This is a genomic window from Chloroflexus sp. (assembly GCF_056331925.1).
On sequence record NZ_JBWGQH010000014.1, the window covers coordinates 92408 to 110242 of the forward strand.

Annotated in this window: 15 protein-coding genes; 12 read left to right on the plus strand and 3 right to left on the minus strand. The window is 54.8% G+C overall.

Annotated features, from left to right (window positions below):
• Positions 1 to 99: 99 nt before the first annotated feature.
• Complete coding sequence (locus AC01ZF_RS09155) at positions 100 to 2352, minus strand: DNA translocase FtsK (protein ID WP_476575308.1); 2253 nt, start codon at positions 2350 to 2352, stop codon at positions 100 to 102.
• Positions 2353 to 2696: 344 nt separating this feature from the next.
• On the opposite strand from AC01ZF_RS09155, the gene greA reads away from it, so the two are divergent.
• The 6 genes from greA (at position 2697) to AC01ZF_RS09185 (ending at position 7790) form a co-directional block, all read left to right on the plus strand.
• Positions 2697 to 3170, plus strand: coding sequence for a transcription elongation factor GreA (gene greA / locus AC01ZF_RS09160; protein ID WP_287905809.1), 474 nt, complete (start codon positions 2697 to 2699; stop codon positions 3168 to 3170).
• A 163-nt stretch (positions 3171 to 3333) separates the two neighbouring features.
• Positions 3334 to 4815 carry a lysine--tRNA ligase gene (lysS, locus tag AC01ZF_RS09165; RefSeq protein ID WP_424675703.1) on the plus strand — a complete coding sequence of 494 codons (1482 nt, stop codon included), beginning with the start codon at positions 3334 to 3336 and terminating at the stop codon, positions 4813 to 4815.
• A 60-nt stretch (positions 4816 to 4875) separates the two neighbouring features.
• Complete coding sequence (locus AC01ZF_RS09170; protein WP_015941091.1) at positions 4876 to 5091, plus strand: hypothetical protein; 216 nt, start codon at positions 4876 to 4878, stop codon at positions 5089 to 5091.
• A 28-nt stretch (positions 5092 to 5119) separates the two neighbouring features.
• A complete protein-coding gene (locus AC01ZF_RS09175; RefSeq protein WP_424675704.1) occupies positions 5120 to 5536 on the plus strand; it encodes a type II toxin-antitoxin system death-on-curing family toxin in 417 nt (138 codons plus the stop codon).
• Positions 5533 to 6498 carry an NAD-dependent epimerase/dehydratase family protein gene (locus tag AC01ZF_RS09180; protein ID WP_424675705.1) on the plus strand — a complete coding sequence of 322 codons (966 nt, stop codon included), beginning with the start codon at positions 5533 to 5535 and terminating at the stop codon, positions 6496 to 6498. Before AC01ZF_RS09175 ends, AC01ZF_RS09180 begins: the two co-directional genes overlap by 4 nt.
• Positions 6498 to 7790, plus strand: coding sequence for a lysophospholipid acyltransferase family protein (locus AC01ZF_RS09185; protein WP_424675706.1), 1293 nt, complete (start codon positions 6498 to 6500; stop codon positions 7788 to 7790). Before AC01ZF_RS09180 ends, AC01ZF_RS09185 begins: the two co-directional genes overlap by 1 nt.
• Before the next feature lie 16 nt (positions 7791 to 7806).
• Here AC01ZF_RS09185 and AC01ZF_RS09190 read toward each other — a convergent pair whose 3' ends face one another.
• On the minus strand, positions 7807 to 8550 hold the full coding sequence (locus tag AC01ZF_RS09190) for a response regulator (RefSeq protein ID WP_424675707.1): 744 nt from the start codon (positions 8548 to 8550) through the stop codon (positions 7807 to 7809).
• Positions 8532 to 9269, minus strand: a complete 738-nt coding sequence (locus tag AC01ZF_RS09195) for a Maf family protein (protein ID WP_428112059.1) — start codon at positions 9267 to 9269, stop codon at positions 8532 to 8534. Before AC01ZF_RS09195 ends, AC01ZF_RS09190 begins: the two co-directional genes overlap by 19 nt.
• Positions 9270 to 9746: 477 nt before the next feature.
• Between AC01ZF_RS09195 and AC01ZF_RS09200 the strand changes: the two genes are divergently transcribed.
• From AC01ZF_RS09200 to AC01ZF_RS09225, 6 genes are all read left to right on the plus strand, one after another.
• Positions 9747 to 11684 (plus strand): ABC transporter substrate-binding protein, encoded by a 1938-nt coding sequence (locus tag AC01ZF_RS09200; RefSeq protein ID WP_428112056.1) that lies wholly within the window; start codon positions 9747 to 9749, stop codon positions 11682 to 11684.
• A gap of 150 nt (positions 11685 to 11834) precedes the next feature.
• Complete coding sequence (locus tag AC01ZF_RS09205) at positions 11835 to 13028, plus strand: ABC transporter permease (protein WP_015941099.1); 1194 nt, start codon at positions 11835 to 11837, stop codon at positions 13026 to 13028.
• A 97-nt stretch (positions 13029 to 13125) separates the two neighbouring features.
• Positions 13126 to 14118: an ABC transporter permease gene (locus AC01ZF_RS09210; RefSeq protein WP_428112053.1), complete on the plus strand. Its 993-nt coding sequence runs from the start codon at positions 13126 to 13128 to the stop codon at positions 14116 to 14118.
• Between the two features lie 34 nt (positions 14119 to 14152).
• Entirely contained in the window at positions 14153 to 15169 is a 1017-nt protein-coding gene (locus AC01ZF_RS09215; protein WP_428112050.1) for an ABC transporter ATP-binding protein, read from the plus strand.
• Positions 15170 to 15217: 48 nt separating this feature from the next.
• The gene (locus AC01ZF_RS09220) at positions 15218 to 16216 is read left to right on the plus strand and encodes an ABC transporter ATP-binding protein (RefSeq protein WP_428132150.1); all 999 of its coding nucleotides are present in this window, start codon (positions 15218 to 15220) and stop codon (positions 16214 to 16216) included.
• A 150-nt stretch (positions 16217 to 16366) separates the two neighbouring features.
• Complete coding sequence (locus AC01ZF_RS09225) at positions 16367 to 17593, plus strand: metallophosphoesterase family protein (RefSeq protein ID WP_428112044.1); 1227 nt, start codon at positions 16367 to 16369, stop codon at positions 17591 to 17593.
• Positions 17594 to 17835: the final 242 nt, after the last annotated feature.

Here is a 17835-nt window from a genome sequence, read left to right on the forward strand (position 1 = left end):
CATCGATCAGACGCCACGGCTCACCGAATCGTTGCGCTTTGCGCGACAGAAACGAGAAAAGCGCAACCTACTGCTACCGACGACCTGCGTAAATACGGCTCAGCCGTTCTCTCTTATCGAGGAGAGACCGTCGTGGCGCAAAACCTCACGTGAACGACTCCCATCGGCAGGACCAACATACCCCTGCTGTTCAAGCAGATCGATCAACTGTTGCGCTTTGGAATACCCAATCCGTAAGCGTCGTTGCAAGAGCGAAGCTGAAGCACGCTGGTGTTGTGAGACCAACGCAATCGCTTGTGGTAATAGTTCATCTTGTTCGGCAGGTGAGAGGAACTCTGCCGGAGGTTGGAAGCCCTCGCCCCCGGCCGTTGGCTGGCTTGTGCCACCGGTATGCTGCTCACCAGATGTCGATTCGGTCGGTGGCGATGCGTTACGCCAGAACTCAACGATCCGTTCGACCTCATGATCGGCCACATAGGTGCCCTGAATGCGGATCAGCTTTGCCGAATCGGCGGCCATATACAGCATATCACCCCGCCCTAACAGATGTTCGGCGCCCGGTACGTCGAGAATCACGCGACTATCAACTTGTGATGTGACGGCAAAAGCGATGCGTGAGGGGAAGTTGGCCTTGATCAGACCGGTAATGACATCCACCGAGGGGCGTTGCGTGGCGATGATCAGATGGATTCCGGTGGCACGAGCCATCTGCGCCAAGCGGCAGATGTAGGTCTCGACTTCATCGGCGGCCATCATCATCAAATCGGCCAGCTCATCAATGACTATTACGATATAGGGCATCGGCTCAAGATCGGCCCGTTTGCGCATCAGTTGTCGGTAGCTGTCAATATTGCGACACCCATTGCGTGCAAACACTTTATAGCGCCGTTCCATCTCACGGGTTGCCCATTTGAGGGTCGGTACAACTCGCTCGACCTCGGTGACCACCGGCGAAAGGAGGTGGGGAATATGATTGTAGACAATCATCTCGACCATCTTCGGGTCGATCAAGATCAGCTTCAGCTCATCAGGAGTGTGTTTCAGGAGTAGCCCGCAGAGGAAGGCATTAATTGCTACCGATTTACCTGAACCGGTTGCCCCGGCCACCAGCAAGTGCGGCATTTTGGTCAGATCGGCAATGATCGGGGTGCCACTCACATCCTTGCCGAGCGGTAACTTGAGCCGCCCGCGATGGAGTTCGTACTCTTCACTATCGAGCACTTCACGCAGCGTGACCATCGCGATGGCGCTGTTGGGAATCTCGATCCCGACTACATTCTTCCCTGGAATCGGTGCCTCGATCCGGATCGATTGCGCGGCGAGTGCCAGCGCCAGGTCGCGTTCGAGGGTCATGATTTTGGCTACTTTCACCCCAACTGCCGGCTGCAATTCAAACTGCGTTACTGCCGGTCCGGTATTGACACCGACGACCCGTGCCTCGACTTTAAAGCTTGCCAGTGTCTCTTCGATCACGCGCGCTTTCAACCGACGTTCTTCATCGGTGATCCCCCCCTCTATCGTTCGCTCGAGGAGCAGATCAAGCGATGGCAGGGGCCATGCCCGGCGTACCGGCGAAATCTCAAAGCCGTCGAGTGGTTCTTGTACGATCTCTTGAGTCGGTTCGGGCTTCGTTGGTGTGAGGGGTTTGGCCGGTTCGGGCGGTTTGGTTGATGGTGGTGGTAACTCAGGCGTAGGTCGTTGGAAAAGACTGGCCCGAGTTGGGCGAGCGGCGATGGGGGTTGGGATAATATCATCAATTTCCCCTTGCGGCGGTGGGGCAAACACCAGATCGGAGATCGAGCGTCGGGTTGAGGTTGTCGGTGGTGGTGTGCGACGTGGTGCGCTCCACATGAACTGCCAGAGCGCTATCGTCCGCTCAACCATACCTACAGTCAGCTCGCGCACGGTGAGGTTGAAGGTGAGCAATACACCGACAAAGCCTAGGGCCAGGATCACAACCACTGCCGCGATCTGCCCGATAGCTATGTACAGTGTCTCGCACAGCCAATAGCCGATCCAACCACCACCCTCGTTCAACCGGTCACCGATGGCAATGTTGTGTACCGGTACTTCGAGCAAGCCAAGTATAGCAAGAAGTATCAGTAGAGTACCGAGGACGTTTGCCCCACTCAGACTGGCATCGCTCAACTGCTCTTGCCAGAGAATAGCGATCCCGATCAGCACGAGGGTGAGCGGGATAAAGAAGATCCCTGCGCCAAACAGCGAGCGAACACCATTAAGATATAGATCGCCGATCCGACCTGACTCGCCGGTCACGACGAAGATGATCGTGATCGCAGCGATCAGAATCAACCCCAGCGCAAATAGCTCTCGCTGATGTTCGGGTCGCAACGAGATAGCCCAGCTCGTCTTCGCGCTCCTCTTGCGGCTGCGACTGCCGTTGGATCGCCGCTTACTTTCTGATTTATTCCCGCTGCGTGAGGCCATGGTTCACCGGCTATCTACCAGTAGATATGTGGCATGATTATAGCATATTTGTGCGAGCAAGGGTGATCGCGGTTATCACCATCTTTACAAATCGCCTTCGAGCCCATATAATTGTGGCTAGGAGCAACAGAGTCGGCAACGACTTAGCTCCTTACTCTAACTGAGAGAATCGCTCTCAGTTATTCTTTTTATATTGAGAAATTCCCAGCCGCTCGTTTGCGCGGCATGGGCAGCGTAGAGGCAGTAGGATGACAGAGAAGCCGACATACCTGACTCGTGAAGGCCGCGCCCGCCTTGAAGCCGAGCTTGAGCACCTTATGACGGTGGAGCGCAAGCAAATCGCCGAGCGGATTGCTGCGGCGAAAGAATTGGGCGACATTTCTGAGAGCGGTGAATACGAAGACGCTAAAAAGGCCCAAGCGTTGCTCGAAGGCCGAATCCGTGAGCTGAAGCACCTGCTCTCACGCGCTGAAATTATTGATGAAGATCAGGCAAGTACAGGCGAAGTACGCATCGGCTCTTCGGTAACGGTACGCTTTGAAGATGATGGTTCAGAAGAGACGTGGACAATCGTCGGCAGCGCCGAGGCTAATCCCCGTCAAGGTCGTATCTCAAATGAATCGCCGATTGGCGCTGCTCTGCTGGGCAAACGGGCCCGCAATAAGGTCACGGTGCATACTCCCTCTGGGGTGATGAAGTTGACAATCCTTAAAGTGCGTTAGGGCTCGTGTGCGCAACGTCATCGAGGTAAACAAGGGGCGGTTTTCGCCCCTTTCTGTTTGGTTGTGTCCCCTTTTTCGGCAGTGTTGCTTTTTCCGTTATAATGAAAGCAACTACACCGGCACGATAGGAATATGCCGGTACAAGCAATGCAAGATGTTGGTTATGGAATTAAACGACCTACAAGCCCAACGCGCTGCCAAACTCGAACAATTGCGCGCTGCCGGTCTCGATCCATACCCCCCACGTTGCCGGCGTAGCCATACTATCGGTCAGGTACTCGCTGCGTTTGATGAACTTGCCGCTGGTGAAGCCGTCGTAACCCTCGCCGGGCGGATTATCGGCGCGCGCCGCGTGATGGGTAAAATTGCGTTTGCCCATATCGAAGACGGTACCGGTGAAATTCAGCTCTGGCTGAGCCGAGCCGATCTCGGTGATGAGTGGTTTGAGCGCTTTCGCGACCAGATCGATACGTTCGATATTGTCCAAGCAACCGGTACCCTCCGTCGCACCAAGACCGGTGAGCGTTCGTTATTCGTGCGCGAGATGGCCGTGTTGGCTAAGGCGATTAATCCGCCACCGGAAAAGTGGGCCGGTCTGCAAGATGTTGAAGAGCGCCATCGTCAACGTTACCTCGACCTGATCGTCAACCGCGAGCGACGCGATATTTTTCGTGCCCGTGCGCAGGTGATTAGCACGATGCGGCGCGTGCTTGACGATCGTGGCTTTCTTGAGGTCGAGACGCCGGTTTTGCAACCGATCTACGGTGGTGCTGCTGCGCGTCCGTTTATTACGTACCATAATGCACTTGGTCAGAATCTCTATCTCCGGATCGCCACGGAACTCTACCTCAAGCGGTTGATCGTCGGTGGTTTTCCCGGCGTGTATGAGATCGGTAAAAACTTTCGTAACGAAGGTGTTGATCGATCCCACAACCCTGAGTTTACGATGATGGAGTGTTATCAGGCGTATGCCGATTATCACGCTATGATGACCCTCGTCGAAGAGATGGTGGGTGAGATTTGTCTCGCCGTTCACGGCACGACAACGGTTAGCTACCAGGGACGCGAACTTGATGTTCGCCCGCCATGGCCACGGATCGCAATGGCTGATGCGATTGTTGAGCATACTGGTATCGATATTACCCGGCATACCGATCTGGATTCGTTGCATGCCGCGATTGCCGATCGTGGTCTGCGGGTTGATCGAAAAACGTCATGGGCTAAACAGGTTGATGAACTCTTCTCGGAGTTTGTTCAGCCCCATCTTTTCCGGCCTACGTTTATCATCGATTATCCGGTGGCAATGTCGCCGCTGGCTAAGCGGATTCCCGGTCGGCCCGATTTCGCCGAACGCTTCGAGGCGTTTATCGCTGGAATGGAGATCGGGAATGCATTTACCGAGCTTAACGATCCCTTTGATCAGGAAGAGCGTTTCCGTGAACAGTTACGGGCGTTTGCGGCCGGTGATGAAGAAGCACATCAGATGGACGAAGATTTTATCAATGCACTACGCTATGGGATGCCACCAACCGGTGGTCTTGGTATCGGGATCGATCGATTGGTGATGGTTCTCACCGACCAAGCATCCATCCGTGAAGTGATCCTCTTCCCGCATCTACGGGAACGGTTGGAAGGACGGGGATAACCCCACGCTGGTTTGCAATCTATGCGGTGCTGGCAAACCGTACCCAGAAAGGAGGCACCTATGCCCCGCTCGTTTACGGTCGAGCGTGAGAGTTTGCCGGCGGTTGTGCAACGCTGGATCGAGGCAATTGGTCTTGGGAATGAAGAGGTGATCGAGTTAGTCTTTACCGAGCGTGAATTGTTGATCCGCCGGCCGATGAGTCCTCATCTACGCGCATGGGCCGAAACGATGTGCGATCAGTACGACCGGGCGTTTCGTCAGATCATTGGGATTTGAGCCTATGGTTCCGGTAGAGTGCTGGCGTATGTTGGACGAAGATGCAACTCCGATCACCTACCTTTCGCCTGATGAACTGCTCGATTTGCACACATTCGTGATCGAGCGCTACGGTGGTTTGTTCGGTATCAAAAGCCAAGATCGCTTGCAAATGGCACTGCAAGCACCACGCCAGATTCTCTTCGGTTCAGAACTGTATCCCGATCTGTGCAGTAAGGCGGCTGTGCTTACCTTCATGATTGTCAAGCACCATCCGTTTAATTTTGCCAATGAGGCAACGGCGTTTTTCGCGTTGTTACGGTTCCTCGCTATTAATGGCGCCAGTTTACGGCCTGAAGTTGGCCCAGATGAAATTGAGTGGGTCTTTCGTGCCTTAAGCCATGGTGATATGGATCGAGAAGAGCTTGAGCGCTGGCTGCGCGAGAATGTGGAAATGGTGTCATGACACGGGTGTTGATTAACGGCGCGACCGGGGCGTTGAGTGTGCGGTCGGCCCAGTTGCTAAGCCAAACCCACGAGGTGATCGTGCTCGGTACACAACCTCCGCCTGGGCCGATTGGCCGCGCCGATTGGCTGGTTGCGCACCTTGATCGCCAGCAGTGGATTGAATTGTTGCGCGCCGAACAGATCGAAACGGTGATCCATTTCGATCTGCTCGGTTTTGATAGACCGTTACCCGATCACGAGACGACCGTCCAGCACAATGTCATCAGAACGATGCAGTTGCTTGGTGCCTGCCGAGCAGCCGGCGTTCGCCATATTGTTGTGCGTAGTCATGGCTGGATCTACGGGGCGAGTCCGCTGAATCCGTTGTTCATTACCGAAGATCGTCCGATCACGATCCAACATCGTCACGGCGTGTTGCGCACGTTGGGCGAAATAGAGCAGGTTGTTGCCGATTTTGCTGCACATCATCCCCACATAACGGTGACACTACTGCGTTATGTGCCATTACTCCTACACGACACGCCCCTCATGCGGTATCTCAATGCACCTTCACCGCCAATGCTGTTTGGATTTGACCCGATGATCCAGTTGCTGCACGTTGATGATGCTGCTCGTGCTGTGCTCGCGGTAGTTGATCGACCGACCGGCGGTGCGTTTAATATTGCTCCTGAACAGCCGATGCCGCTCAGTCAAGTCATTCGTCGGCTCGGTAAGCAGCCGTCATCGGTGGTCGGGCCATTGTTTGACAACCAACCGCCGACTGGATGGCCGTTCGATACCGATTTCTTGCGTTACCGCTGTACTATCGATCCCCAGCGCGCCTGTCGCTTATTAGGCTGGTCGGTGCAGTACGAAATGGTTACTGCCCTCGATTCGCTTATGCCGCGCTCACCGGAAGCGGAGCGGGCAGCAGCCGCGCAGGCACTGAAGGAGTTTTTACAGCGCAGGAGGCGTACGTAATGAATGAAGATTATCAGGAGTCGGCTTTTGCGGAATCAGAGGTGCGTCGCCCTCGTCGACGTGGGCGGACTAAAGCAGTTCCAGTAGAGATTGAATCAGAAGTACCTGCACCTGCGGTTGCTTCACCCGATCATACGGCAAGCGTTGAAGAGGCTGCCGATTATCGAGAAGCGACCGATCCGCCGTCGGCGGTATCGGTTGAGTGGGAATCGCCGCAACCATCAGGCTCAACTGCCGAACAACTCTTCGAGGTCGAAATCGACATTCGTCAACACAGCGAGCAACAAACCGGTCCGCAAGCTGCATTGGGTAATTTTGCCGCCGGCGTAGTGCGCCTCATCGGCGAAAATCTGCAACGTATGACCGCAGCGCAAATCGAGCGCGTGAATAGCATGTTGCAAGATGTCGATCTGCGTGATTATCTTGATCCCGATTTCTGGCGTGGAATTGGAATGGTCTTGCGTTACCAGATCGATGAACAGGTGCAATTTATTCAACGCCGATTGCGCGGTGATTACACGACCGATCCGTTCGGCATGGATCGCGATATTATCGAAGTGGCGCGCCCCTTCCTTACCTTTATGTACCGCACTTGGTGGCGCGTAACCACGACGGGTCTAGAGCATGTGCCGTCTGAAGGTCGTGCGTTACTGGTGGCAAATCATAGTGGAGTACTACCGTGGGATGGGGCGATGATCGCTACCGCAGTGGCTAATGACCATCCGGCCCAAAATGAGCGGATCGTTCGCTCACTCCATCTCCACTGGTTCACCACATTACCGGTGATTGCACCGACACTCGCTGCTTTAGGGCAGGTTCCGGGTATTCCCGAAAATGCCATTCGCCTCCTCGAACGTGATGAGCTGGTATGCGTTTTCCCGGAAGGTCTGAAAGGGGTAGGAAAGCTGTTTAAAGATCGTTACAAACTGGCTCGGTTTGGACGTGGTGGGTTTGTGCAAGCTGCCCTCCGCACTCAAGCACCGATTGTGCCGGTGGCCGTTGTCGGTGCCGAAGAGATCTATCCGATGTTGGCAAATGCGGAAGGGATCGCGAAACTATTCGGCTTTCCCTACTTTCCGTTGACACCCTTCTTTCCTTGGTTTGGGTTGCTTGGTGTTATTCCTTTACCGACACATTGGTATATTACGTTTTGTCCGCCGATTGATACCGGTGTGTACGGACCCGACGCCGCCGATGATCCGATTACTGTACTTGCCCTATCAGAGCAGGTACGCGAGACAATCCAAGCGACCATTAATCAGAAGCTAACCGAACGTCCATCAGTGTTTTAGTTAGAATGAGAGGCGTTCATTCCTCAGCTGAACCCGGCTGAATCTCTTGTGGTGTCTCGATCCAACCACGCCGAAGGGCAAAAATAACGGCTTGGGTCCGGTCGTTCAGTGACAATTTGCGCAAGATCGACGAAATGTGGTTTTTCACCGTTTGAGTGCTGATGCCGAGGGCATCGGCAATTTCTTTGTTACTACTACCGGCGGCAATCCGCTCAAGGACCTCAATCTCGCGTTCACTGAGCGGGGTAAAAATCGGCATGCCAAGCTCGCCGGACAGCGTTTGTACTTCAGGTAAGCTGCGGAACTGCGAAAGGATACGACCGGCAATGCGCGGTTCCTCCAGCAGTACATCGTTGATTACGTACTCGCCACGTGCGACCCGACGAATGATGTCGGCCAGTGCTGCCGGTTTAATGTCTTTTGAGCGATACGCGGCTGCTCCCGCACGTAGTGCATTGAACGCCGCCTCGTCATTTTCGTGCATGCTGAGCATAACAACTGCAATACTCGCATATTGCCGGCGAATCTGACGGGTCAGTTCGAGACCGCTCATACCGGGTAAGTTCAGATCAACCAATACCACATTCGGTTCGAGGCTCGGATCGACTTGAGCTAACCAGCGTAATGCTTCTTCACCGTTGGCAGTTTCGCCCACGATCTGAATAGCCGGTTCGTACGAAAGCGCCCAGCGCACGCCTTGTCGAAAGAGCGGATGGTCATCGACGATCAACAGTTTCGCAACTACGGTTGAGTTGGCCATGGCGCCGGTTCCTTTCCCTGACTGCGCAACCATGTCGCATATGCCTGTATCGGATCAACGGGTGGGGTAATGCCGGCAGTTCGGAGCAAACGGGCTACCGCCAGGAGGGGGAATCCTACGACATTCGTGTAGCTCCCTTCGATAGATGCGATCAGAGCTGCACCACCACTCTGCAAGCCATATCCCCCCGCCTTATCAAGCGACTCACCCAAGGCGACATACGCAGCGATCTCCTCATCGCTCAGCGAACGGAATCGTACTCGGCTGGCAACCAGATCGAACAATGCTCGCCGTCTCTCATAGACGATTCCATCAACACCAAATGTGAGCGGCATAAGCAAACATAACCCGGTGAGTACCGTATGTGTTCGCCCGGCCAAGCGGCGGATCATCGCACGGGCATGGTCTTCATCATGAGGCTTACCAAGCACCATACCATCGATAACAACTTCGGTATCGGCAGCCAACACCATCGCATCTGGGTGCTGGCGACTAATATCGTCTGCCTTTCGCCAGGCGACCAGCGTAGGGTGATCATCTGCCGGCAGGTCAACCGGTAGCGGAGGAAGGTGTTCGCGCAAGTTGGGCAGAGGTGGTGGCGGATGATCCTCAGCCGTACTCGCTACCCACGTGTAGCCAACACCTAGACGTGCCAGCAATTCACGTCGGCGCGGTGAGGCTGAAGCCAAGATAAGCTGCGGTGCCTGTGCCGAAACCATAGCATTCCTGCTGTCGCTTGCCAGTGCCCCGATCATAACATGGCTAGCTATGGCGCGCAAGCATAGTAAAAACGTAGATACATAATCTCGAAGTCACCGGAAGATGTCTTGCATTCATTTGTGAATGGTGCACAAGCATAGTAAAATGTAGATACATATATTCTGCAAATTTGTTGCCGTGGTTGACAGTCGCAGAAACAACCGTTATAATCCCGCCTAACGATGTACAGTCTTCGTCACCAATGCTCGCGATTGTCGCCGCACCTCGCCTCATGCTACACGTTCGTCCACAAAAAAGGGCTAGTGTTCTAGCTCGGTAGTGCATCTTTGTAGTTGGGCATCTATGGCATGCAGGATCTGGAAAGGGGGTGATGCGGCGAACTTAGAACGCAATGGAGCGGCCAATCGGCAGAGCAATAGCACAAGACTGGAAACCGTTGGTTTCGTTGCCCTCAGTGTCAAGGAGGACAAAGACAGATGGCTAGCTTTACCAAACGGATCATAGCCGTTGCGACGACAATGGCAATGATCATTCCTATGTTGGCGGCTTGTGGTGGTGGTGCTGCTCAACCCCAGGTTATCCGTGAGACGGTGGTCGTCGTGCAGACGGCCGAGCCGGTGCGCGAGACGGTCGTTGTCACCGAAGAGGTGAAGGCCGAGCAATACACCACCCCGCACCCGATTTTGAGTGATGTGCGAGTACGGCAGGCGATTGCGTATTGCACCAACCGCCCTGAACTGATTCAGTCGGTGTATCCCTATCTCACCCCTGAGCAGCAAGAGAACTTGTTGATGGATACCTTCCTGCCGAAAGCGCACTGGGCGGCGGCGAAGGAGAACATCACCGTTTACCCGTTTGATCCCGAAAAGGGTAAGGCGCTACTTGAGGAGGCCGGCTGGAAGTTGCCGGAAGGTGCTTCGGTGCGAGTGAACGCGAATGGTGAGCCGTTGTCGTTGAGCTTCACCACTACGAACGCTCAGTTCCGCCAGACATGGTCGGCGGTCTTCATCCGCCAGATGGCAGCGTGTGGTATCCAGATTATCCCGACTTACGCCCCAGCTTCGTGGTGGTTCGGGAGCAGCACCGGTCTGCGCCGTCGCGACTTTGAGTTGGGTGCCTTCGCCTGGGTTGGTCAGGCCGACCCCGGTGGTCAGACACTCTATGCCTGTAACCAGATCCCGCTACCTTCCAACAACTGGGAGGGCCAGAACTACATGGGCTGGTGCAACGAGCGGGCTAGCCGCGCGATCATTGCTGCGAACAACACCCTCGACCGGGCCGAGCGCATCCGCCAGTATGCGATCGTGCAGGAAGAGTTCACCAAGGATATGGTGAGCTTGCCCCTCTTCAACCGTCTCGAGGCGTATGCTGCTACCAACCGGCTGAAGAACTTTAAGCCTAATCCGACCGAGTACTACACGGCTAACGCCGATGAGTGGGAACTGACCGATAACGGTGACACAATTGTGCTGGGCTTCACCCAAGAGCCGCAGACGATGTGGAGCCTAATCGAGAGCGCAGCGGTACAGCGCGTTGCGGTCAACCTGCTGGGCGTTCCGGCAACAACCACTTATGACTACGACTACCAGCCGGTGGGTCTTGATGGCCTCTCGACTATCGAGAGTGGTCGAGCGACCAATGCCGATGTCGAGGTCAAAGAAGGTGATATTGTTTGGAACACTGATGGCGAGGCTGTACCGCTGGCTCCTGGTGTCGAGATCGTCACCGCTGATGGTGAGACCATCACCTATCAGAGTGGCACGGTCAAGATGAAGCAACTGACCGTCACCGATAAGTGGATCTCGGGCATTAAATGGGAAGACGGTGAGCCGCTGAAGAAGGCCGACTTCGAGCTGGCCTACAAGATCAACTGCGATCCGGATTCGGGTGCGACCTCGCTGACATACTGCAACTCGATTAAGAGCATTGATTTCAAGAGTGACACCGAGTATACGGTTACCTTCCACCCTGGTGTCCAGTGGCCGACCTACTTTGCCGGTGCCGGTTTGGGTGCCTATCCGTCGCACCAGGTGTTGAGTGATGGTCGCAAGCTGGCCGATGTGCCGGCTGCCGAGTGGCAGAATTTGCCGGAGATCATCGAGCGCCCGCTCAGCAATGGCCCCTACATCCTGAAGGAGTGGGTGAAGGGCCAGAGCATGACCTTTGAGGCCAACCCCAACTACTATAAGGGTGAGGTAAAGATCAAGCGGGTGATTATCAAGTTCATCGCCGATACCAATCAAGCGGTAGCCCAGTTATTGACCGGTGAAGTTGACGTGCTGGGTAGTGAGACGTTGGGCGCCGGCGCCGAAGTACAAACCGTGATTGAAGCTGGCAACCGTGGTGAGATCCAGGCCTTCGTGGTCGCCAGCCCGACGTGGGAGCACATCGATATGAACCTCTTCACCAAGTAAGTGGTTCTACCTACTTAGTGGCACGGCGGTGGGCAAATCTTTGCTCATCGCCGCGCTTGCTTCACGTGTAGCATTGATAGACGTAATACCTGTGGTTAGCCTCTCGCGTTGCACCGCGATTGGTCTTTCCCCACCCTTGAGGAGTGTCCTATGGCAGGTTATCTTGCCCGCCGTTTCGTACAAATGCTGCTCGTGGCACTGATCGCAGCAATTTGTTCGTATGGTTTGTTGTACCTGGTTCCCGGTGGGCCGATTGATCAGCTACTGGCCGAACGTCAAAATGCCGGGCAAAATCGTATTTCTGAAGATGATATTCGCCGTGTCCGCGAACGGTTTGAATTGGATATCTATTTGCCGTTTCGCTTTACCCGCTGGTTGATCGGTTGGCCGGCCGGGCCACTCCCTGGTGGGATCGGAGCCGATTGGCAGGTGGGCTGTGCGGTGCCCGGCCAGGTGCGCCTCCGCTACCCCGATGGGCGGATCGAGGTGGTGGAAGAGGGTTGCGAAGTTCCCGTGACAATGGCCGATCTCGAAGGCCGGAAGGTGAGTCGTGGTATTGTCTTTGGTGATTTTGGTATCTCACAGGTGATGCTGCGTGGCCGACCGGTGATCGATTTGATTATGACCCGCTTGCCGTATACCCTATATCTCATGGGGACGTCGATCTTACTTTCGATCCTCATCGCGGTACCGGTCGGCGTTTATTCGGCAGTAAAACAGTATTCGCGCTTTGACTACATTATGACAACCGTCGCCTTTATCGGTGCATCACTGCCGAGCTTTGTCTTCGGTATTTTTGCGATTTTGCTCTTCTCGGTGTTGGCGAAGAATGCCGGTTTGCCGTATTTGCCCCCCGGTGATGCAGTAGGAGTACGCGATTATACGATCCCGCTGATCGGGACAGTGCAGGCCGGTTCGTTGCTCGACCGTTTCTTGCGGTTCTTGATGCCGTGTGGCGTGTTGACATTCATCAATATTGCCGGTTGGAGCCGCTTTGTGCGCGGTAGTATGCTCGAGGTCTTGAGTCTTGATTATGTGCGCACTGCTCGCGCAAAGGGTGTAGCCGAGCGGGTAGTTATCTTGAAGCACGCCCTGCGCAATTCACTTATTCCGTTTGTGACTCTACTGGCCGGGATTTTGGTGGCCCTCTTTAGTGGGGCGTTGATTACCGAGACTGTCTTCAATTGGCCAGGTATCGGTCGTTTGTTTATTGATGCCCTCGGTCGTAACGATTATAATGTGGTGATGGCTTTGCTGATTATCAACGTGGTGCTGTTATTGATCGGCATTCTGATCACCGATATTCTGTATACGGTGGTTGACCCACGGATTCGCTTGACGTAATGTACCTATGCTGCATACTCGATGAAAGTACGGTATCATATAGATTACTGCCGGCAATGAGGCCGGGATAGGTTCATCAACACGAGGAGAGTATTGAATGGCCACCAGCACAACTGCTGTGCCGCTTGAAGAAGTCGCCCCCCGACGTTCGGAAGGGCAGTGGGCGATTGTCTTGCGGCGCTTTCGCCGTCATCGGCTGGCAATGTTTTGTGTCGGTCTCTTGGCAGCGCTGCTCTTGCTTTCAGCCGCAGCCCCGCTGATCGCACCTTACGAACGCGATACCCCTAATCTTACCGGTCGTTTCCTCACACCAATGGGCGTTGATGCCGATGGCGGTCTGCATATTCTCGGTACCGATCATCTTGGCCGTGATTACGCGACACGCCTGCTGTACGCTTCACGGGTGTCACTGGGAACTGCATTTACGGCGACGTTTATCGCGTCGACAATTGGTATTTTGCTTGGTATGCTGGCCGGATATTTCGGCAGCTGGGTTGATACTATCATTAGCCGCACCCTTGAGATCGTGGCGACCTTCCCGACGTTACTGCTCTTGCTGATTTTATCGGCGATTTTGGTGCAAAATATCAATGCAGTGCCATTACCCGACTGGGGGGCTTCATTGTTGGCCTTTCTGTTTGCTGTTTCCGAGCGTGAAGCCAGGATTATTTTTGCCGTGATTTTGGTGTTGGCATTTTTTGGTTGGACGGGAACGGCCCGTCTGATGCGGGGGATGGTGCTTTCGGTGCGCGAGAATGTCTATATCGAGTCGGCTCGTGCCCTCGGCGCAAGCAATGCGCGCATTCTCTTCCGCCATGTGTTTCCTAACGCATTGCCACCGATGATCGTCGATTTTACCCTCGGTGTAAATGGAACGTTGGTGGCTGAGTCGGCGCTGAGTTTTCTCGGCTTCGGCATCCAAGACCCGACGCCAACGTGGGGTAATATGCTCGGCTATGCGCAGAGCTATATGTTTCAGTATCCGTGGATGCCGCTGATCCCGGCATTACCCATTCTTGTGGCCTCAATTGCGATTAACTATATCGGTGATGGTTTGCGTGATGCGCTCGATCCGCGGCAGCGCGGCTAACAGAGCGTAAGCGCTGAATATAGATGGAGTACCTGTGGCTACCGAGTCTCGTGTTGTAGCGGGCGCGGCGCGCCCAACCGGCCGACGTGGTATAGAACTGCTACGTGTGGAGGGTTTGAAGACCTATTTCTTTACCGAAGAGGGTGTGGTGCAGGCGGTCGATGGTGTCGATTTTGTCTTGCGCCGCGGCGAAACCCTCGGTATTGTCGGTGAGTCGGGATCAGGCAAGAGTGTAACCTCACTCTCGATTATGCGGTTGGTGAGTCCGCCCGGACGGATCGTCGAAGGAAAGATTATTTTCGATGGGATCGATCTGCTGACGCTTGAGCCGGAAGAGATGCGGAAGTTGCGCGGTGATCGGATTGCTATGATCTTTCAGCAACCGACGACAGCGCTGAATCCGGTCTTCCGCATCGGCGATCAGATTATCGAGACGCTGGAAATACATCAGGGCCTGAAAGGCGAAGAGGCGCAAAAGCGCTGTGTCGAACTCCTTTCGATGGTTGGCTTGCCCGATCCACAGCGGCGGATGCGTCAGTATCCGCATGAATTGTCCGGGGGTCAGTGCCAACGGGTGATGATCGCGATGGCATTGGCCTGTAACCCTGAATTGTTGATTGCCGATGAGCCGACAACGGCGCTCGATGTGACTATTCAAGCCCAGATCCTCGACCTCATGCGTGAGTTGCGTGAGAAGATCGAGACGGCTATTATGTTGATCACTCACGATATGGGGGTGATTGCCGAAATGGCCGATAGTGTGGTGGTGATGTACGCCGGCCAGGTAGTCGAGTATGCCGATGTGCAGTCCCTATTTAGCGATCCGAAGCATCCGTATACTCGTGGCTTGCTGAATTCGATGCCGGTGCTCGGTGATGAACGTGAGGAACTCGAGGTAATTCCCGGGACGGTGCCGAGCCTGATCAATCCCCCGAAGGGTTGTCGCTTTGCGTCACGGTGTAGCAAGCGCTTCGAGAAGTGTGACCAGCCACCACCAATGATCGAGCTGGGATCGAATCGACGGGTGCGCTGTTGGTTGTATGCAGATTGAGACAATGGCGCGCAGACGCTAAAGCTTTTGATACATGGAGTGAGGGCAATGACTACTCCGGTGGTGCAACCGGCGAACGATACGTTACTTGAGGTACGTCATCTCAAGAAATACTTCCCCATTAAGGGTGGTTTTTTGCGGCGCACAATCGCTGAAGTGCGGGCCGTTGATGATGTGAGCTTTACCGTTAAACGTGGTGAGACGCTCGGTTTGGTCGGTGAGAGTGGTTGTGGTAAAACAACGACCGGCCGTACTGTGCTGCGTCTCGAGCGGGCAACGTCTGGCGAGGTAGTCTTTGAGGGGCAAGATGTGATACGGGCGAGTGGCCGGCAGATGAAGGCACTGCGCCGCGATATGCAGATCATTTTCCAAGACCCTTATGCTTCGCTCGATCCCCGCATTACGATTGGTGAGAGTGTCGCCGAAGGTTTGGTGATCCACGGCATTGGGACACCGGCCGAACGGCGTGAACGGGTGCGTGAAGTGTTGGCGAAGGTTGGCTTGAGCGCTTCACACATGACCCGTTTTCCCCATGAGTTTTCCGGCGGTCAGCGCCAGCGTATCGGAATTGCGCGAGCGCTGATTATGGAGCCAAAACTGATCGTCTGCGATGAGCCGGTCTCGGCACTTGATGTGTCGATCCAGTCGCAAGTGCTCAATTTGCTACGCTCGCTCCAGCGTGAGTTTGGTCTGACTTACCTGTTCATTGCGCATAATCTCGCAGTAGTCGAGCATATCTCGGATCGGGTTGGGGTGATGTATTTGGGGAAGATGGTTGAGCTGACGACGAGCGTTGAACTGTTTCGTGAGCCGCTCCATCCCTATACGAAAGCGTTGATTTCGGCCATTCCCCATCCGAACCCGTTTGTGAAGCGCGAACGGATCGTCTTGCAAGGTGATGTGCCGAGTCCGATCAATCCACCAAGCGGTTGTCGCTTCCATCCGCGTTGCTGGATTGCCAAGAGCATCTGTAAAGAGCAGGAACCGGCGTTTGAGGAGAAGCGCAAAGGGCATTGGGTGGCATGTCATTTCGCCGGTCAGTTCTGATCTGGTTACCACGCTCGTGGTTATTGCCACGATGGCCGACTCTCCATTGTCCAAAGTAACACCCAGTGGACAAGGGGGCGACGCACGACGTCGCCCTTTACGTTGCGTGTGGTGCGCTGATGTTGCCACTGCCCGCAAGAGAGGATATGCATGATCCGCATGTTACACCTTGCCGACTTGCATCTCGGGATCGAAAATTATGGTGCGCCCGATCCGCGCCGCGGCTTGCATTCCCGTCTGATTGATTATCTTGACCGACTTGACGAGGCAATTACGGTTGGGCTTGATCATCAGATCGATCTTTGCCTGATTGCCGGTGATGTGTATAAAAACCGTTCACCTAACCCTACGGTGCAGCGCGAGTTTGCGACGCGCATCCGCCGTTTACGCGACGCCGGCGTAGCGGTGGTGATCCTTACCGGTAATCACGACATCTCACCGGCGCAAGGGCGCGCTCACTCAGTAGAGATTTTTGCCACATTGGCCCTCGAAGGGGTGACGGTGGCCGACCGCCTGCGTCGGTATCGGCTTCCCACGCGCAGTGGCGATCTGCAACTGATTGCAGTGCCGTGGGTGACGCGCCAAATGTTGCTCACCCGCGACGAAATGGTCGGTGTGTCATTCGCGACGATTGAATATGAATTACGTCGTCGATTGGAGCAGTTTATTGAACGGGCGGTGGCTGAGTGCGATGCAACGATACCGACGGTGGTCGCCTTTCATGGAACGGTCGAAGGTGCGCAATTGGGGTCTGAGCGGGCGATGATCTTGGGTCGTGATCTCAGCTTACCGCGTTCGGCCTTGGCTCTGCCCGGTGTCGATTATGTTGCCCTCGGCCACATTCATCGTCATCAGGTGCTTGGTGAACGGCCACCGGTTGTTTATCCCGGCAGCATCGAGCGGATCGATTTTGGTGAACGTGATGAGCCGAAAGGATGTGTGCTGGTTGAGCTGGAGCCGGGACAAACACGCTGGCAATTTGTGCAACTATCGGCACGCCCGTTCGTTAGTATCGAACGTGATCTGCGTCGAAGTAGCGATCCGGTGGGGGCGTTGCGTGCCGTCATCAATCGTCACGATCTGCGCGAAGCAGTGGTTCGCGTTGAAGTGCAACTGTCACGCGAACAGGCAACGTTGCTGCGTGAAGACCACGTGCGTGAATGGTTACGTGAGGCCGGTGCGGCAGTGATTGCGGCAATTGTGTTTGATATCGAACGTCCGGTTCGTCAGCGATTCGCCGGGGTTGCTGAAGCGTTGCGTGCCGGTCTTACACCACGACACGCGCTCGAACTCTATCTCAAGAGCAAGAATACGCCTCTAGAACGGATCGCACAATTGTTGGCTGCTGCGGATGAACTGATCGGCGGGGATACGTAGGTCTGGCGCACCGATGATGCTATGATCCGATGGCTCCTTATCGCTTAGAAGAGCAGTATTTTTTGCTGTGGTGATCGTAAGAATGTTCCCACGGACACAGCTTGTAACGAGCCACTGTAGTACGGATTGTATGATTAAATAGTTACAGATCAAAATCGTAACTGCCTACCCTCCTGCGAGTAGGGAGACTGCGTGATGGACAAAGAGGCTGCGCAGCGTCCCAAAGCCAGTACACCCCTGTT

What these genes read in the sequence shown, in the direction of transcription:
- greA (WP_287905809.1), top strand. Translation starts at nt 2,697, where the DNA reads ATGACAGAGAAGCCGACATACCTGACTCGTGAAGGCCGCGCCCGCCTT.
- lysS (WP_424675703.1), top strand. Translation starts at nt 3,334, where the DNA reads ATGGAATTAAACGACCTACAAGCCCAACGCGCTGCCAAACTCGAACAA.
- AC01ZF_RS09170 (WP_015941091.1), top strand. Translation starts at nt 4,876, where the DNA reads ATGCCCCGCTCGTTTACGGTCGAGCGTGAGAGTTTGCCGGCGGTTGTG.
- AC01ZF_RS09175 (WP_424675704.1), top strand. Translation starts at nt 5,120, where the DNA reads ATGTTGGACGAAGATGCAACTCCGATCACCTACCTTTCGCCTGATGAA.
- AC01ZF_RS09180 (WP_424675705.1), top strand. Translation starts at nt 5,533, where the DNA reads ATGACACGGGTGTTGATTAACGGCGCGACCGGGGCGTTGAGTGTGCGG.
- AC01ZF_RS09185 (WP_424675706.1), top strand. Translation starts at nt 6,498, where the DNA reads ATGAATGAAGATTATCAGGAGTCGGCTTTTGCGGAATCAGAGGTGCGT.
- AC01ZF_RS09190 (WP_424675707.1), bottom strand. Translation starts at nt 8,550, where the DNA reads ATGGCCAACTCAACCGTAGTTGCGAAACTGTTGATCGTCGATGACCAT.
- AC01ZF_RS09195 (WP_428112059.1), bottom strand. Translation starts at nt 9,269, where the DNA reads ATGGTTTCGGCACAGGCACCGCAGCTTATCTTGGCTTCAGCCTCACCG.
- AC01ZF_RS09200 (WP_428112056.1), top strand. Translation starts at nt 9,747, where the DNA reads ATGGCTAGCTTTACCAAACGGATCATAGCCGTTGCGACGACAATGGCA.
- AC01ZF_RS09205 (WP_015941099.1), top strand. Translation starts at nt 11,835, where the DNA reads ATGGCAGGTTATCTTGCCCGCCGTTTCGTACAAATGCTGCTCGTGGCA.
- AC01ZF_RS09210 (WP_428112053.1), top strand. Translation starts at nt 13,126, where the DNA reads ATGGCCACCAGCACAACTGCTGTGCCGCTTGAAGAAGTCGCCCCCCGA.
- AC01ZF_RS09220 (WP_428132150.1), top strand. Translation starts at nt 15,218, where the DNA reads ATGACTACTCCGGTGGTGCAACCGGCGAACGATACGTTACTTGAGGTA.
- AC01ZF_RS09225 (WP_428112044.1), top strand. Translation starts at nt 16,367, where the DNA reads ATGATCCGCATGTTACACCTTGCCGACTTGCATCTCGGGATCGAAAAT.